Here is an 18,091-nt window from a genome sequence, read left to right on the forward strand (position 1 = left end):
GTCATGTACTTAATAAATTAAATTGATAAAATCATCTTTCGTAATTTTACCGAAATAATGCTGGATATCAACATTCTCTAATGCTTTCTCGAGCTCCGCTTTTTCATATTTTGTTCCAATTAAACGTTTTTCAATATCTTCTACATCACCCACACCAAAGAAATCTCCAAAAATTTTACAGTTTTCTATCATTCCCTTTTGTACCTCTAATCGCACATCAATTGAACCAACAGGGAAGCGATGAGTATGCTGGTAATTGAACTTTGGGGACTTTCCATAGTTCCAATCCCAGTTTTGATAGCGTTCTTTTGAAATTTCATGTATGTTTTCCCAATCTTTCTCTGTTAGGACATATTCAGGAATATCACCATCGGTGTTGAAAATATAGCGTAGCAGCATTTGTCTAAATTCTTCAATTGTAATTTTTTCATTTAGGAATTCACTTATATTAGCAACCCTGCTTCGTACCGATTTAATCCCCTTCGATTCTATTTTATCCTTTTTCACTTTAAGTGCTGATACTACATGGTCAATTTCTGAATCGAACATTAGTGTTCCGTGGCTGAACATTCTACCTCTTGTTGAAAATTGAGCGTTTCCTGAAATTTTTCTTCCTTCCACCTCGATATCATTTCTGCCACTTAATTGGGCATTTACACCAAGCTTATGCAATGCCTCAATTACTGGTTCCGTAAACTTTTTATAATTATGGAAGCTTTCTCCGTCATCCTTCGTAATAAAGCTAAAATTTAAATTTCCTAAGTCATGGTAAACAGCTCCGCCACCTGATAAGCGCCTCACTACTTTAATACCATTGTCTTCTACATACTGCGTATTGATTTCCTCAATTGTGTTCTGATTTTTTCCAATGATAATTGACGGGGCATTTATATAAAATAATAAGTAAGTCTCATTTATGTCTAAATTTTTAAGTGCATACTCCTCAATGGCTAAGTTAATTTGTGGATCATGTATTCCTTTATTATCGATAAATAACATCGTTTTTCACTCCCAAGTTAGTCCTGATTTTGCTAATTTGATAAGACCATTAAATTGTGATGAAGCTTGATTGACAAGGTCTTCATGTTTACCGTAATGAGGCAGGTGCGTTAGCCAAAGTTCTCTTACATTAGCCGCTTTTGCAATCTTACCTACTTCTGTACTATTCATATGGCCCATATTGGAACCATCTTGATCCGCATACAGATTACATTCACAAATAAATAGGTCTGCATCTTGAGTAAACGGAATAAACTCTTCTAAATAACTAGAGTCAGCTGAAAATACAACAGTCTGTCCACCTGCTGTAATTCTCATTGCATAGCATACAACTGGATGCTTAGTCTTCATAAATGAAATTGAAAATGGGCCGATTTGAATGGTTTCATCAGGGTTATATTCAATTGCTATTGTATGTCCTTTATGTTCCAATTTTGCGAAGCCTTCTTTATCAGCACTGTGGCCATATATCGGCAGTTCTTTATGTTGATTATGTATTGCACTTGTTACAAGTCTTGCATACTGCATCGGACCAATATCTGCTACATGGTCATGATGGTAATGAGATAATATTATCGCATCAAGCTCATTAATTGTTAAATAGTTTTGAAGCTGTGCTAGTACACCACTTCCACAATCAACAAGTAACCGAAAACCGTCCTGCTCAAATAAATAACCAGATGTAGCTTCATTCACTGCTGGAAATCCACCCCAAAATCCAACTACAGTTACCTTCATAGGATCACCTTTCTCTCCCTTAAAATATCTACTCTTCAATGGTTTACCCTACCCACTACCACTATAATCGATACAAAAGAAAATTTCACTTTTTAAATAAATTGTTACAAAACAGTTATTGACACATTTAAAACTGTTATAGTACACTATAAATAACAAAGAAACGGAGGGGTTGTAAATGTTAGTAAATAGTACAGAGTTTTTTAAAAACTTACCACCAAAAAAATGTGTAGAGTGTGGCCATGATATCGAAGAGCAGCATGAGTGCTACGGCAACAAATGCGACCACTGTAACGAGATTAAATAACAAAAGGAAGGCCGAGGCCTTCCTTTTCTTTTACACTAAAACTGGTGTAGTTTCTTTTAAATATTCCATTACCTTGATAACCGCCTCTTCTCCTTGGTCAATACAGTCAGGCAGACCTAGACCCTCATAAGAGCTTCCCGCTAAAAAGACACCAGGTAGTTGATTAGCGACATTTTTCTTAACTGATTCAATCCTGTCCTTATGCCCTACTGTATATTGCGGCATTGCATCTTTCCATCTTGTTACAATAGAAAATTCAGGTTGGTCTGTAATATTCATTGTTTTGTTTAAATCATCAAGAACTACTTTGACAATCTCTTCATCTGATTGATCAACGATTGCTTCGTCTCCCGCTTTACCAACATAGCAACGAAGGAGTACTTTACCTTCTGGGGTCGTATGCGGCCATTTTTTATGGGTCCAAGTAACTGCCGTAATAATATAATCATTATTCCGTGATACAACAAAGCCCGTTCCATCAATATCTTTTTTTATAGCTTCTTCAGGGAAAGCCATTGCTACAGTAGCTACTGATGTAGATGGCATTTCCTTAAAGGAATCAAAAAATGAGTATTGATTAAAAATGGATTGTGTTACATGATGTGGTGTAGCAACAACTACACTATCCGCGGTTATCTCTTTCCCATTGTTCAGTTTAATAACGTAATGGCTACTTTGTTTTTCAATACCTTCAACCTTAATCCCCTTAAAAACGGTACCAGGCTCAAGTTTTGCTTCAATTGCATCAATAAATGACTGTAATCCAGAAGTTACAGTTAAGAACTGTCCCTTTGGAGCCGAATTTGTTTCCCCACTTGGCTTTGGTTTTGGTGGTGTTGTTTGCTTCATTCCTAAGATTAAGCTACGGTATTTTTGCTCAACTTGATAGAATTGAGGGAAAGTCGACATTAAGCTTAGTTGGTCAATATCTCCAGCATATATCCCTGATAGCAATGGCTCAATAAGGTTTTCAACGACCTCATCACCAAGTCTTCTTCTAAAAAATTGACCAAGTGATTGATCGCCTTCTCCAGGTGTACGAGGTAACACAAAATCCATTGCAGCACGAAGTTTACCAAACGGGGTAAACAAACCTGTAGTGATGAATGGTCCAATTTGAGTTGGTATTCCCATGATGGAACCACCTGGCATTGGATGAAGCTTTCCGTTCACAAGAACATATGATTTACCAGCAGTATTGTTAACCAATTTATCCCCTAGACCAACCTCATTGACAAGCCGGGAGGCACTCTTTTTCCTAGCTAAAAAAGAATCTGGACCTCTTTCAATGACAAAACCATCACGTTCCACGGTTTGTACTTTTCCACCAAGTCGATGGCTTGCTTCTAAAAGGGTACAGTTTATGTCTAAGCCCTTCTCTCTTGCCTCTTTTTGGAGATAATAAGCTGCTGTTAAACCAGTAATCCCGCCACCTATTACAACTACCTTTTGATTACTCACTTAACATCGCCTTCTTTCAATAGGATGTCAAAAAATCGGATGAAAATGACACATCGATATCGGAGCTTCGACTAAGTGCCGACACGTCCTGTGTCGAAAGTCGAAGCACCACATCGTGTGGAAGCTCGTTGGCTTGCTTTTCCGTTCCTTGGAAAGGAAAAACACCCTTTCCGGCTTGCGAAGGGGATTCACTGAAGCAATTGCTTATGCTGACGTATTAATTGCATACGTACCGCTACTCAAAGCTGCACCGCCTCGAACTTTCAACGCACAGGACGTGCTAGTGTCGACAATGCCACAGGAAGTGGCGTTTTTGTCGACGCGGTCCTTTTCATCCTCCTTTTGAACACTCATTTAAATGTAAAAATTCAGTGACAATTTATTTTTTAAGTTCTTTTAATACAACTGTTGCCAAACAATCGATAAATTCTGGCTTTGAGTTTGGCATTTCAGGACGGTAATAACTGACACCTAGTTCTTTTGTAACAACTTTACATTCGTAATCATTGTCATAGAGAACCTCTAAGTGATCTGCTACAAATCCAACTGGAATATAGACAAAAGTTTTGTAGCCTTTTTCATTGTAAAGGTCTCTAGTTAGGTCTTGAACATCCGGCCCCAACCATGGTTCAGGTGTATTTCCTGCACTTTGCCAGCCTATCTCATAATTCTTGATACCTGCTGCTTCAGCAATTAAATCAGCAGTTTCTTGTAACTGACTAGGATAAGGATCACCAGCAGCAATGATTTTTTCAGGAAGACTATGTGCTGAAACGATTAATACTGCATTCTCACGTTCTTCTTCTGGCATTGAAGCAAAGACTTGCTTCACCTGTTTTGCCCAGTAATCAATGAACTTAGGCTCTTTATACCAACTTTCTACAGATGTAATTGTTGGGCCCCCAAGCTTTTCTGCCTCTTCTTGCGCACGTCCATTATAAGCTTTTACACTAAAAGTTGAAAAATGAGGTGCGAGAACTAGACTCACAGCTTCCTCAATTCCATCCTCATTCATCTGAGCTACTGCATCTTCAATGAATGGCTCGATATGCTTTAAACCTTGATAAAATTTAAACTCAATTTCATCTTGTATTTGATTTAAATGCTCTTCAAGTCTTTCACCTTGTTCTGTTGTGATTTTAGCAAGTGGTGAAATTCCGCCAATTGCTTCATAACGACTACGTAGGTCCTCTAAGCTTTCTGGTGAAGGCTTACGTCCATGACGTATATGCGTATAATAACGTTCAATATCTTCTTCTTTATATGGAGTACCGTATGCCATTACGAGTAGTCCCATTTTCTTTCTTGTCATTTAAAACACCTCAGAAGCTAGATTAGTTTTTCTTTCGAATATTCATGGATAAATGTAGTTAGACGCTTTAGTGTCTCTGGTTTAACATCTGGGAAAACGCCATGTCCAAGGTTGAAAATATAACCCGGTTGTTGCATTCCCTGGTCTAGAATTTCTTTTGCTTTTTCTTCGATGACTTCCCAAGGAGCCAGCAAAATGGCTGGATCAAGATTTCCTTGAACTGCTTTTGTAATTCCAAGTTCTCTTGCATTCATGATTGGCAAGCGCCAATCGAGTCCAACAACATCTAGTGGTAAATCATGCCATTCTAATGCTAAATGGCTTGCTCCAACTCCGAACATGATAAGTGGTACATTCTCTTCACGAAGTGCAGAAAAGATACGATGCATGACTGGTTTAATGAAATGACGGTAGTCTGCCACATTTAATGCACCTACCCAAGAGTCAAAAATTTGTACAGCTTTTGCACCTGCAGCTATTTGTGACTTCACATAGGTAATCGTCATTTCAGCTAGTTTATCCATTAAGGCAAACCATGCTTCAGGTTGGGCATACATGAAAGCCTTCGTTTTATTATAGTTTTTTGAAGGTCCACCTTCAATCATATAGCTTGCTAATGTAAATGGCGCTCCTGCAAACCCAATCAATGGAACGGAGAGCTGTTCAGTCGTTAATAGTTTAATTGTATCAAGAACATATGGAACATCTGCTTCAGGATGAATTTCACCAAGCTTTTCAACGTCCTTAACTGAACGGATTGGGTTACTGATAACAGGTCCAACTCCTGCTTTGATTTCAACATCTATCCCGAGAGCTGGGAGTGGAGACATAATGTCTTTATATAGAATTGCTGCGTCCACATCATATTGCTCAACTGGAAGTCTTGTCACATATGCACATAACTCAGGCTGATGTGTAATTTCAAACAGTCCGTATTTTTCTTTAATTTTTCGGTACTCTGGCTGGGATCTTCCCGCTTGGCGCATATACCAAACAGGCACATGTTCAGTTTTTTTACCCCTAGCCGCTCTTAACAATGTATCATTAAAACCCTTTTGCATATGTATTTACCTTCCTTTCAATATCTTCAAACAATAGTCTCTATAATAGCATAGGTAAGTATTATATATTAAATAGAACATATCCTCACTTTATCACTATAATTGTTTCTACTATCCTTGTATACAAAACCGGGGCAAATGTCAAAAATTTGACGAACATTAACGGCTAAAGGGTGGTGAAATGAACACCACCCTTAAACATGTTTTATTTACTAGAGAAAAAGGTAGGCTTAACAGCTTGAGATTTTGTTCCCTCTTCTTTCGTCTGGGAGTTAAAAGGTACTACAAAATAAGATGGTATCGAAAATATATTAACATTTTCAATCTCAAAGTCCCCACTCCCTCTAACAGAACCGACATATTTAACAGACTTTGTGTTCTCCTCATAAATTCGATATTCAACACGTTCATCTTCTGACGGTTTCCATTTTAGGGAAACCGTAAATAATCCAAGAGGTTTAAAGGTCAAGTCAGCTTTAACATCATCAATTTCTGTGAGCCGTATTGGTGGCTCAAGTTCCTCTACGTCCTTTGGAGCAGAAAAGGCAGTTACTTTCTTTAGTTCAGATTGATCAAGTATTTTTTTAAAGAGTCTCGTCGGTGAGCCACTTCCACCTTTTAAATAATGCATGGCATCTGTAGAATCATAACCCATCCAAATTGCCCCTACTACTGATGGTGTGAATCCGACAAACCAAGCATCCTTGATTCCATTCTCTACACCAGGTAAATTGGTTGTCCCAGTTTTCCCTGCAAGTGCACCCTGATAAGTTCCCACCCTTGCAGTACCATTATCCACAACGCCTTCAAGCATTCTTGTCATATACCATGCCGTTTGTTTTGAAAAAGCTTCCGTCTCATGTGTCGATGCCTCTCCAATCACTTTTCCTTCACGGTTTACTATTTTGTTAATGACATGTGGTTCAATCACTTTTCCTCCACGGGCAAATGCGCGATAGGCTTTTGCCATTGCAATAGGAGAAATGCCTTCTTTAAGTCCACCTAAAGCGATTGATAAGCCTTGATCTGGAATTGTGATACCTGCTTTTGTTAAATATTTTTTAGCTGTATCAATACCAACTCTATCAAGCATCCAGACCGCTGGAGCATTTGATGACTCGACTAAAGCATCATACATAGATATTTCACCTTTATAAATACCTGAATAATTGCTTGGTTCATATTCACCATAGGATAATTTTTTATCAACTATCATGGAATAGGGTTCAAATTCATCTTCTTCCAATGCCGGGCCGTAAACTGCCAATGGTTTAATCGTTGATCCTGGCTGTCGTTTAATTACAACGCGATTAATGCCTCGACTTACATAGCGTCTACCGCCAATGCTAGCTAAAACACCACCTGTATCATTATCTAACAGTACAAATGCACCTTCTACATTTTCATCAACACCCGGAAAATTCTTTTGATCCTTAAATAGCTCGAAAGCTGTTTTTTGAATCTCCAGGTGAAGAGGAACAGTAATTGTATAGCCACCTCTAAGCAATTCCTCATTTGATAATTGATAGCGAGTCTTCGCTTCATCAAATACCATATCGATATAGGTTAATAATGCGGGATCCCTCTCTACTTCATGGACATTTAGAGAAAGAGTCTTTCCCTGAACTCTAACAGCTTCCTCTGGCTGTAAAAACCCTCTTTTCTCCATTAAATTAATGACCAAGTCCCGTCTTTGTTTACTTTTTTCAGGATTTAGGATTGGTGAATAAGTTGATGGTGCTTTCGGTATGGCTGCAAGTAGTGCACCTTCTTCAACCGATAATTCACTTACATTTTTGTTAAAATAAAATTTTGATGCAGATTGAATTCCGTATGCACCGTGACCAAAATAAATTTGATTTAAATACATTTCTAAAAGCTCTTGTTTGCTGTACTCTTCTTCTAAATTAATAGCTATTATCAATTCTTTCGTTTTTCGCAAGAATGTTTTTTCATTCGTAAGGAAAACATTCTTGGCGAGCTGCTGCGTAATGGTACTTCCACCTTCTACCTTTCCACCGGCAATAATATCTTTATATATTGCTCTAGCAATTGCTTGAAGATCAATACCATGATGTTGATAAAACCGTGTATCTTCTACTGCAACAAATGCCTGCTGTACATATTCCGGAATTTCCTTAATCCGTACAATATCCCGATTCTCATAATATAATTTTGTAATAAACTGTCCATCTTCATCAACAAGTTTTGTTGCTGAGTTCATAACAAGTTTTTTGTCATCAATGACATAGTCACCTGCATATAAGATAAGCAAATACCCACACAATCCAAGGACAAACGAACCTATAATAACAAACAATGAGAGGAATAATTTTCTTTTCATACTGTGACCTCCTTGGAATAATTAGAAGCGGAAGCGACTCAGTCAACCCCGACAAGCATAAGAAAAGCCGGATAGAAGGATACATTTTATCCTTCTTGATGGATTAGCTTGTAACTTCATGGGGCTAGGTGCTGAAGCTAGATATGATTAATTCAATCTGAGTTGGTTATGTTATCTTTTAGTATAACTGTAAAAGTTTCTCACTATGTATGCCCTAAAAGAAAAGCGCAAGACACGTTGCATTAGGTGACAAGCATAAGACGAGCGGTGACAGAAGGTGCTCTTTACCTTCAGAGCGATAGACTTAGACCAGAGAGCCGATTGTGCATGAAGCTAGACATTAATAAAGGAGGAGTTACATGAACTTTTATATGGCGTTCGGTACAATAGATTTTTTGATAAAACTCCAGGAAAAGCACAGAAATGAAAACATGACTGCGTTTTATAATAATGAAACAGCGATTCTGCTTCATGAGACAACAAAGAAGTCTGTTTTTGCAGCACCACGTAAATATGAAGTCCTCACTGCCATAGGAGAAATTGAGAGTGCAAAATTTTCTGCATTCACATATATCCCTGTAACAGAGGAAGGCAAACCGTTATTTGAATACAACATCACCCAAATGAGTTCTGTGTTTCAAAACTCTCGAGGATTTATTGCCTTTCGCGCACTAAAGCCAATAAAAAGTGATACTTTTGTAGTGGTAAGCTTTTGGGAAAAGGAATCATTTTATTTAGATTGGACCCACTCCAATAGCTTTGAACAACTTGACCAATTCATTCAAAAAACGAAAGCGGGCCTAAACCAAACAATCTTTTCTGGACCTGTTTATACAAAAACTTATCACTCTATATCAGATGATTAAAATTTGTGTGCACTTCTCACACCTAATCCCCAGTGACATATTCTGTAATACAAACATAGGTAAACGTGTAGTTACCTCTGGTTGAATTTGGAATTAGGAATGGGGGTTTCACAATGTTAGTGGAATTAACAGCCCTGCATTGGATATATGTTTCGTTTATCCTCTTAATCATTGGTTTTATGGTGATGAGGAGGGACACATCACTTATTTGTATACTCGGTATCTTTCTACTTGCCATTACAGCTACTGGATCAATAAGTGCTTCCGTGAGTGGTGTCTTTAATAGCTTTATTTATGCAATAACCGAGTTACTCTCAACCATTCTTGTCATTTCAATTATTGTTTCGATGAGTAAGGCATTAACAGTAACTGGAATCAATGACATCATGATTGCTCCTTTTGCAAAACTTATCCGTTCCCCTGCTCTTGCTTATTGGACAATTGGTATTGTCATGATGGTGATATCATGGTTTTTCTGGCCATCCCCTGCTGTAGCCCTTATCGGTGCGGTACTTTTACCGGTAGCAATGAGAGTAGGTTTGCCTGCTTTGGGTGTGGCAATGGCAATGAACTTGTTCGGTCACGGTATTGCCTTGTCAAGTGATTTTATCATTCAAGCCGCCCCAAAACTTACAGCAGACGCTGCAGGTCTTGAGGTGATGGAAGTTGTGAAAGCAAGTATCCCTTTAGTTTTTGTGATGGGGATTGTAACGACAGTTGTAGCCTACTTTTTACTACGACGCGATATGCGTAAAGGAACTCTTTCTGTAGGTGGTAAAACTGACTATTCAAATCCGTTGACTAAGGATCTATCAGAGAAAGAAGAAGAACGTTTAAAAAGCTTACTTTCAACATCCGCAAAACGTTTCTTTGCCATATTAATCCCTATCCTTTTCGCCCTAGATGTTGTTGCCATGTCTGTCTTAAATCTTTCCGGTGGAGACGCAACAGCACTTGTTGGTGGGACCTCAATCTTTATTCTTCTACTAATCTCACTTGTTGCTCATAAAAATGCTGGGTTAGAAAAAACAACAACCTATTTAATTGAAGGCTTTCAATTCGGATTCAAAGTATTTGGTCCAGTCATTCCAATCGCCGCCTTTTTCTATCTCGGGGACTCTGGATTTGTAAAAATCATTGGCGACTTCTTGCCAGAGCATTCACAGGGAATAGTGAATGACCTTGGGGTTAGTCTTGCATCAGTTGTACCATTAAATGCCCCAGTCAGCGCGGTTACCTTAACCATTGTTGGTGCAATTACAGGGTTAGATGGTTCAGGATTTTCAGGAATTTCATTAGCTGGATCACTTGCCGCTTTGTTTTCATCCGCTCTTGGGGCTGGTGCTGCGACATTAACAGCACTTGGGCAAATCGCAGCAATTTGGGTAGGTGGCGGAACCCTCGTTCCATGGGCACTTATCCCAGCTGCTGCAATATGTGGCGTCGACCCATTTGAACTTGCAAGGAAGAACTTACTTCCGGTAACAATTGGACTGGTGGTAACAACAATTGTAGCGATGTTCTTAATATAATCGACCATAATAGAAGCTCTTACCGAATAAGGGCTTCTTTTACTTTTAATAAATTAGTAATTTACAAAAGTTCCAATAAATTTAATGTTATGAATCTACACTATTTTTCGATATAATATTAGTAGATTCTACATATTCTTCCTATATTAATAACATCGGAGAGAGACACATGTTAAAGCTCTTTAACATTACTTTACAAACTAAAATTATCACATTAATACTTTCTTTAATTGTGTTTGTGATATCAGTCTTAACAGGAATGTTTATTTATTATGAAGCAAGAGAGACCAATGAGGACATGCAAAAGCTTTCTTTACAGGCATCACGTACACTTTCATTAATACCGGCATTGAAAGATGGTTCTCATGAAGACTTACAATCTGGTTCGATGGAAGCAATTACACAGCAAATTAGCAACCAAGTTGGGGCTAACTATATTTTTATCGAATATAAAGATGGGCTAAATTTCTCTTATCCCGAAGTTAGTATCGACCATACTGCTTTTGATGACGAAAACTTTAAAGCGATTGTTTTTGGCAGCTTTTACACAGTCGAAACAAATAATCAACTAGGGAATATTTTGTGGGGAAAGGCACCGATTATTTCAGGAGAATCTGGACAACAAATCATTGGTGTTGTAAGTGTTGGTTATTTAAAAAATGAGATAAAACAAAATATTAATCAGAAGTTACTGAAAACCTTATTTATTGCGATTATTGTTTTAATCGTTGGCTTATTTGGCGGAGTTCTATTAGCAAGGAGTATCCGCAATGACATAATGGGACTTGAACCACATGAAATTGCTTCCTTATATCGAGAAAGGAATGCAATTTTAAAATCGGTAAAAGAAGGAATTCTTGCAATTGATAATAAGGGACAGATTACATTACTTAATAAATCTGCAAAACAAATGCTTGGAATTTCAAGTGACAGTATTAATAAACCAATTGCTGAGATTCTGCCAAACACAAGGATGCTCCGGGTATTAGATACAAATATGGTTGAGACTGATGATGAAATGGTCATCAACAATCGAGTGTTAATTGTGAATCGCATGCCTATTATTGAGAATGGTAAAACAGTTGGAGTCGTTTCCAGCTTTAGAGATAAAACAGAAATTAAGAAAATGGTCGATACCTTAACCGAGATTAAAAACTACTCCGAGGATTTAAGGGCACAGACTCATGAATTCACAAATAAATTATATGTTTTATCTGGATTACTTCAGTTAAAGCAATATGAACAAGCCATTTCCATGATTCAGGAAGAAACAAATCAACTAAACTTTCAAAACGATATATTGTTTAATCAAATAAAAGATCCTAAACTCCAGGCTATTATACTTGGAAAAATAGGAAAGGCATCGGAAAAGAAGGTTAGTTTGATAATTGATGAAAATAGCTATTTGTCTAAATTACCGAGCCATATTTCAATTACGGATTGCATTATCATTATTGGAAATCTGATTGACAATGCAATTGACGAAGTTATGCAAGACGAAGGTGAAGTAACATTTTTCGTAACCGACATCGGAAACGATATTGTCTTCGAAGTTAGTGATAATGGCAACGGGATTCCAACTGAAAAAATGTCCCTTCTCTTTGATAAAGGAGTATCCTCTAAAGGTGAAGAAAATAGGGGCTTTGGACTGTGGAATGTTAAGACAATAGTTGATAAGTTAAATGGTTCTATCGAAATATCAAATGGAAAGAATGGCGGCGCAATTTTTACTGTTTTTCTACCGATAAAAAGTCAGATTAATAAGGAGGAAGACTGATGATAAATGTACTTATTGCTGAGGATGACTTTAGGGTTGCATCGATTCATGAACAATTCTTACAAAGAATTGAAGATGTGAACCTAATCGGTAAATCCTCAAACGCAAAAGAAACCCTTGATTTGTTAAAAAAACATCAAAATATAGACTTGCTTTTATTGGATGTCTATATGCCTGATAAAATGGGTACTGAAATTTTACCAATCATTCGAAATCTATATCCTGATGTAGACATCATTATGATAACTGCAGCGACGGAAAAGAAACATTTAGAAGAATCGCTCCGTGGCGGAGTTTTTCATTACCTCATAAAACCCGTAACTTTTGAAAAGTTTACGGAAACGATAGAAAAATATATTGAAAAGAAAGAACTGCTAAACAGCAGGAATGAAGTCGATCAGACTATTGTAGACCACTATTTCGGGAGCAAACAAATACAGCCTGTTGAAAAGAAAGTACATTATCCAAAAGGGATTGACCCCCTTTCTCTTGAAAAAGTACGAGATATTATCAACCGGATGGATACAGGAATTACTGCTGAAGAAATGGGTGAACGGATGGGAGCATCCAGAACAACCGCTAGGCGCTACTTAGAATACCTTGCATCAACTAATGAAGTAATGGCCGAACTTGAATATGGTATTGTCGGTAGACCAGAACGCAAATATTCAAAACAAAAATAATCACAACGGGCAAGCATCTTGAATCTCTTTCAAGATGCTTTTTCATGAACAAAATGAACAAAAAGATTTTATCGTATTTTATATTACTTATTTTGAAAACGGTTACAAATTTGTGTCTGAACTTTTAAAATAGTTTTATGAGTAATATTAGAACAACTAAGAATTTGCTCTACTATGAAGGGTGTTTAAAAGGGCAAGAGAATGAATCAATAATAAAAAAGATTTAGAGAAAGGAAGGTAATAAAAATGGGGGCAACTAGATTAATTCTACCGATTATTTCAATTCTAATTAGCATTTTCTATTTAATTTCAGCTATTAATCTACCTAAAGCCAAATTGGGAGACCCAAATGGTCCACTCTATTTTCCAATGATGGTTGGTATTTTTCTATTTATTGTGAGTGTTATTTATCTCATAAAAGAACTTAAAAACCACTATCCCAAAAATGATGAAATCAAACTTTTGTTTAAAGGCAGAGTTCCCTTTCTAATTATATCTACATTAGTATTATCATTAATTTACACACTCATTTTTGAAAGAGTAGGGTTCTTAATTTCAACAATTCTGTTCATGGCAGCTGTTTTATTCATCGTTAATGGTAAAGAAAAATGGAAGGTCAATATTAGTGTAGCTGTTTTATTTAGTTTGGGATCATGGTACGCCTTTTCTCAACTTTTAGATGTCAGCTTACCATAGATTAGGGGGGATAACATGGATATCCAAGGAATTCTTGAAGGATTTGCAACAGTACTTAGACCGGAAAATATACTATTCGTCGTATTTGGAGGATTTTTAGGAACCATTGTTGGGATGCTTCCAGGTTTAGGACCGGCAACAGCAATTGCAGTATTAATCCCGGTTACATTCGGAATGGATCCAACAAGCGCATTAATACTAATGGCAACGATCTACTATGGTGCCATGTATGGTGGATCATTAAGTTCAATTTTGATTAACACTCCTGGTGACGGATCAGCTGTTGCTGCTACATTTGATGGTTACCAAATGGCAAAAGCAGGTCGTGCTGGCCCCGCGATTGCGATTACAGCAATTGGTTCACTCATTGGTGGTTTTGTCGCAGTTATTGGCTTTATGTTTTTAGCAAAGCCACTCTCTAATTTCGCTCTACAGTTTGGTCCAGCGGAGTACTTTTTACTTATGCTTTTCACTTTATCAGCTGTCGTTTCCTTATCCATTGGAAATATGACAAAAGGGTTTATTTCGATGGGGATTGGTTTAGTTCTAGCTACAGTTGGTATCGACCTTCAAACTGGGGTACATCGTTTCACATTTGGCAATGTTCATTTAAGTGATGGCATTAACTTCTTAGTTATTATCATTGGTATTTATGCAGTTGGAGAAATTCTATATAACTACTTAACAATAGATAGACCAGTTGGTAAGAAAAATAAACTTGGACGAGTTTGGATTACAAAGGATGACTGGAAACGTTCAAAGTGGCCAATGTTCCGTAGTTCTCCACTAGGCTTCATAGTTGGTATTCTACCAGGTGCTGGTGGCGCGATTGCTTCATTGATGGCATACAGTACGGAAAAACAACTTTCAAAACGTCCTGAAGAGTTCGGTAAAGGAGCAATTGAAGGATTAGCTGCACCCGAAACGGCTAACAACTCGGCAGCGGTTGGCGCTTTCGTTCCACTGTTAACTATGGGTATCCCAGGTTCTGGAACAACAGCAGTAATGCTAGGAGCTCTTGTCATGCTTGGTGTAAAACCGGGTCCACTTCTATTCGAAAGTGACCCAAATATGGTATGGAGTTTAATCGATAGTCTATTCTTGGGTAATATTTTCTTATTCTTAATTAACGTATTAATGGTTGGTGTTTTTGTAAAAATCTTAGATGTTCCGGCAAAGGTCTTATATCCAATTATTTTAGTCCTTGCATTTATCGGTGCATATACAATGAACTACACAATATTAGACTTCTATATCTTAATTATTTTCGGTGTTATCGGTTTATTCTTGAAACTCTACGACTTCCCGATTGCTCCAATGATTTTAGCATTAATTGTTGGTACAGATATGGAACAAAACTTCAGAAAAAGCATTGTAGCTGGTCATGGTAATTTAGATATCTTTGTTAGTTCACCTATTTCGATTACACTATTAATCTTGACACTTTTATCACTTACTTATCCAATATTCATGAACAGAAGAAGAAAGAAAAAGACAGATCTAAACGAAAATACTTCCCTTTAAGATGACTAATTGACATAAGTAGTATATTAAAACCCTTAGTAATTTTACTAAGGGTTTTTATCGTTTATGAAAGATTTTCAAGTACGGATTGTAAAATACCACCGTTTTGATAATATTCGATTTCAACTACACTATCTAAACGTACATTAGCGGTGAATTCAATTGGTTCTACTTGGTCTTGTTTCCTTGCAATCACTTGAACCATTTGTCCTGGTTTGATTTCTCCGTTTAGATCTTGTATTTCAAAGTCTTCTCTACCATCTAATTTTAAGGTTTCGGCGCTTTCACCTTCATTAAATTGAAGTGGCAAGACTCCCATCCCTACTAAATTGCTACGATGAATGCGCTCGAAGCTCTCTGCTAGGACTACTTTAACACCTAATAACGCGGTTCCTTTAGCAGCCCAATCACGTGAACTTCCCGTGCCATACTCTTTACCTGCAATGATTAGAAGGTTATGATTTTCTTCTTTATACTTCACTGCTGCATCATAAACTGGCATGATTTCACCAGTTGGAAGATACGTGGTAAAGCCTCCTTCTATTCCGTTAGCTAATTTATTTCGAATTCGGATATTCGCAAATGTCCCCCTAACCATGACATGATGATTTCCCCTTCTTGAACCATATGCATTGAATTCCCGAACTGGAATACCTTTATCTGTTAGGTATATACCGGCTGGGCTTTTTACTGGAATTTGCCCAACTGGAGAGATATGATCTGTTGTAATGGAGTCACCTAACAATAATAAGGCTTTCATGTTTTTGAAAGCTGAGTCTTTCTTTATAGTTGAAAGCTCTTCAAGGAAATACGGCGCTTCTTGTATATAGGATGATTGATCATCCCATTTATAAAGCAACCCTTCAGATGATTCAATCGATGACCATGCCTCATTTTCAAAAATATGTTCATACTCCTCTTTAAATAGCTCGTTTGTAATAGAAGAACTGATCACTTCATTAATTTCTTCTGTAGTTGGCCAAATATCTTTTAAATAAACTGGATTTCCATTATTTCCGAAACCAATTGGCTCTGAGTACATATCCAATTGAACTGAACCCGCTAAAGCAAATGCAACCACCAATGGCGGAGAACTTAAGTAATTCGCTTTTATTAGTGGATGTACTCGTCCTTCAAAGTTTCGATTTCCACTTAAAACAGAAGTGACAAGAAGATTATTCTCTTTAATTGCCTCTTCGACAGATTCAAGAAGGGACCCACTATTTCCGCAGCACGTTGCACAACCATAACCGTCAACATAAAATCCAATCTCCTCTAATGCCTTAAGTAGGCCCGATGCTTCAAGGTATTTTGTTACGACACGTGATCCTGGTGTTAAACTTGTTTTTACAAACTCGGGCTTCTTAAGGCCAAGTTCCAATGCCTTTTTAGCCACTAGCCCTGCAGCTACCATCACACTTGGATTTGAGGTATTTGTACAGCTTGTAATGGCTGCGAGTACGAGTGAACCAGTACTGATCACACTACCGTCCTTTAATTCAACCTTTTTATTAAGTTCGGATTCATCTAAGCCATAACCGTCACTAGCAACCGGCTTTGTTACGACTTTAGTAAACTCGTCTTTCATCAAGCGTAATTCAATACTATCCTGTGGTCTTTTCGGACCAGCAACTGTTGGTTTAATTGATGATAAATCTAACTCTAGTGTTTCAGTAAAATTCGGATTAGTGGTATCATCTGTTCTAAATAAACCTTGGGCGTCATAATATGCCTTTATCAATGATCGGTTTTCTCCACGACCTGTTAGCTCGAGATAATCTAATGTCACTTCATCAATCGGAAAATACCCCATAGTCGCTCCATATTCAGGAGCCATATTGGCAATTGTTGCTCGGTCAGTTAAAGAAATACTGGATAATCCTGTTCCAAAAAACTCAACAAACTTGCCTACTACTCCTTTTTTTCGAAGTAAATTTGTAATTGTTAATGCAAGGTCTGTTGCAGTAACACCCTCTTGAAGCTTACCTGAAAGCTTTATTCCTACTACCTCAGGAATCACGAAATAAAGTGGTTGTCCAAGCATGGCTGCTTCTGCTTCGATTCCACCAACACCCCATCCTATTGTACCAAGGCCATTAATCATGGGTGTATGAGAATCTGTCCCTACAAGAGAATCTGGATAAACAACATTTTCTCCATTTTCATTTTTTGTGACAATCGATGTAGCCAAATACTCTAAATTAACTTGGTGAACAATCCCGTTTGATGGTGGTACTGCCCTAAAATTAGAAAAGCTAGTTTGTGCCCACCTAACAAAGCGATATCTTTCTAAATTTCGTTCATACTCAAGCTTAAGATTATCAGACAGGGATTCTTGATTCCCAAAATAATCAACAATCATTGAATGGTCAATAACTAAATCTACTGGAATTTGGGGATTAATTCGTGATACATCTCCACCTTTTCGTTTCACAGCATCTCTCATGGCAGCTAAATCCACGATAGCAGGAATTCCTGTAAAATCCTGAAAGACAATTCTAGCCGGCTTGAATGGAACTTCTTTTTTCTCCCATTGTGTCTTCTCCCAGTTTGCAAGTTGTTCAATATGTGAAGTGGTGATTTGCTTTCCATCTAGATGGCGAACAGCAGCTTCTAGCATCATTTTAATAGAATTAGGTAATGATGAAATAGGATACCCACTCGATTCTAGTTCTTTTATTCTATAATATTGATATTCTTTTCCATCCACATATAATGTTCTTTTTAATGTAGACAGAGATTCCGTTACACTCATGAATTTGCCTCCCTTGTTGTTATTAAACATTGAAAA

At 37.4% G+C, this 18,091-nt stretch carries 14 protein-coding genes; 7 read left to right on the forward strand and 7 right to left on the reverse strand.

The genetic code is table 11. From position 1 onward, the window contains the following. Positions 1 to 9: 9 nt before the first annotated feature. A complete protein-coding gene (gene lplA, locus NST91_RS19335) occupies positions 10 to 999 on the reverse strand; it encodes a lipoate--protein ligase (RefSeq protein ID WP_341332435.1) in 990 nt (329 codons plus the stop codon). Positions 1,000 to 1,005: 6 nt separating this feature from the next. Beyond that, positions 1,006 to 1,737 (reverse strand): MBL fold metallo-hydrolase, encoded by a 732-nt coding sequence (locus NST91_RS19340; protein ID WP_341332436.1) that lies wholly within the window; start codon positions 1,735 to 1,737, stop codon positions 1,006 to 1,008. Positions 1,738 to 1,915: 178 nt separating this feature from the next. Between NST91_RS19340 and yhfH the strand changes: the two genes are divergently transcribed. After that, positions 1,916 to 2,044, forward strand: a complete 129-nt coding sequence (gene yhfH, locus NST91_RS19345; RefSeq protein ID WP_341332437.1) for a protein YhfH — start codon at positions 1,916 to 1,918, stop codon at positions 2,042 to 2,044. Between the two features lie 30 nt (positions 2,045 to 2,074). Here the strand turns inward: yhfH and hemY are convergent, their stop codons facing one another. The 4 genes from hemY to NST91_RS19365 form a co-directional block, all read right to left on the reverse strand. Next, positions 2,075 to 3,505 (reverse strand): protoporphyrinogen oxidase, encoded by a 1,431-nt coding sequence (gene hemY / locus NST91_RS19350; protein ID WP_341332438.1) that lies wholly within the window; start codon positions 3,503 to 3,505, stop codon positions 2,075 to 2,077. A gap of 379 nt (positions 3,506 to 3,884) precedes the next feature. After that, a complete protein-coding gene (gene hemH, locus NST91_RS19355) occupies positions 3,885 to 4,817 on the reverse strand; it encodes a ferrochelatase (RefSeq protein ID WP_341332439.1) in 933 nt (310 codons plus the stop codon). 17 nt (positions 4,818 to 4,834) lie between these two features. Continuing rightward, positions 4,835 to 5,878, reverse strand: a complete 1,044-nt coding sequence (gene hemE / locus NST91_RS19360) for a uroporphyrinogen decarboxylase (RefSeq protein WP_341332440.1) — start codon at positions 5,876 to 5,878, stop codon at positions 4,835 to 4,837. Between the two features lie 205 nt (positions 5,879 to 6,083). Further along, entirely contained in the window at positions 6,084 to 8,222 is a 2,139-nt protein-coding gene (locus tag NST91_RS19365) for a transglycosylase domain-containing protein (RefSeq protein WP_341332441.1), read from the reverse strand. A gap of 359 nt (positions 8,223 to 8,581) precedes the next feature. On the opposite strand from NST91_RS19365, the gene NST91_RS19370 reads away from it, so the two are divergent. The 6 genes from NST91_RS19370 (at position 8,582) to NST91_RS19395 (ending at position 15,300) form a co-directional block, all read left to right on the forward strand. Then, the gene (locus NST91_RS19370; RefSeq protein WP_341332442.1) at positions 8,582 to 9,088 is read left to right on the forward strand and encodes an antibiotic biosynthesis monooxygenase family protein; all 507 of its coding nucleotides are present in this window, start codon (positions 8,582 to 8,584) and stop codon (positions 9,086 to 9,088) included. Positions 9,089 to 9,201: 113 nt separating this feature from the next. After that, on the forward strand, positions 9,202 to 10,620 hold the full coding sequence (locus tag NST91_RS19375; RefSeq protein ID WP_341332443.1) for a hypothetical protein: 1,419 nt from the start codon (positions 9,202 to 9,204) through the stop codon (positions 10,618 to 10,620). 169 nt (positions 10,621 to 10,789) lie between these two features. Continuing rightward, complete coding sequence (locus NST91_RS19380) at positions 10,790 to 12,397, forward strand: ATP-binding protein (RefSeq protein WP_341332444.1); 1,608 nt, start codon at positions 10,790 to 10,792, stop codon at positions 12,395 to 12,397. Next, positions 12,397 to 13,080, forward strand: a complete 684-nt coding sequence (locus NST91_RS19385) for a response regulator (protein ID WP_341332445.1) — start codon at positions 12,397 to 12,399, stop codon at positions 13,078 to 13,080. Before NST91_RS19380 ends, NST91_RS19385 begins: the two co-directional genes overlap by 1 nt. Before the next feature lie 246 nt (positions 13,081 to 13,326). Next, positions 13,327 to 13,776: a tripartite tricarboxylate transporter TctB family protein gene (locus NST91_RS19390; RefSeq protein WP_341332446.1), complete on the forward strand. Its 450-nt coding sequence runs from the start codon at positions 13,327 to 13,329 to the stop codon at positions 13,774 to 13,776. Positions 13,777 to 13,791: 15 nt separating this feature from the next. After that, positions 13,792 to 15,300, forward strand: coding sequence for a tripartite tricarboxylate transporter permease (locus NST91_RS19395; protein WP_341332447.1), 1,509 nt, complete (start codon positions 13,792 to 13,794; stop codon positions 15,298 to 15,300). A 64-nt stretch (positions 15,301 to 15,364) separates the two neighbouring features. Here NST91_RS19395 and acnA read toward each other — a convergent pair whose 3' ends face one another. Next, complete coding sequence (gene acnA / locus NST91_RS19400) at positions 15,365 to 18,055, reverse strand: aconitate hydratase AcnA (RefSeq protein ID WP_341332448.1); 2,691 nt, start codon at positions 18,053 to 18,055, stop codon at positions 15,365 to 15,367. Between the last annotated feature and the right edge of the window lie 36 nt (positions 18,056 to 18,091).

The organism is Ferdinandcohnia sp. FSL W7-1320 (assembly GCF_038050315.1).
GTDB classification, from domain to species: Bacteria; Bacillota; Bacilli; order Bacillales; family Bacillaceae_L; genus Ferdinandcohnia; species Ferdinandcohnia aciditolerans.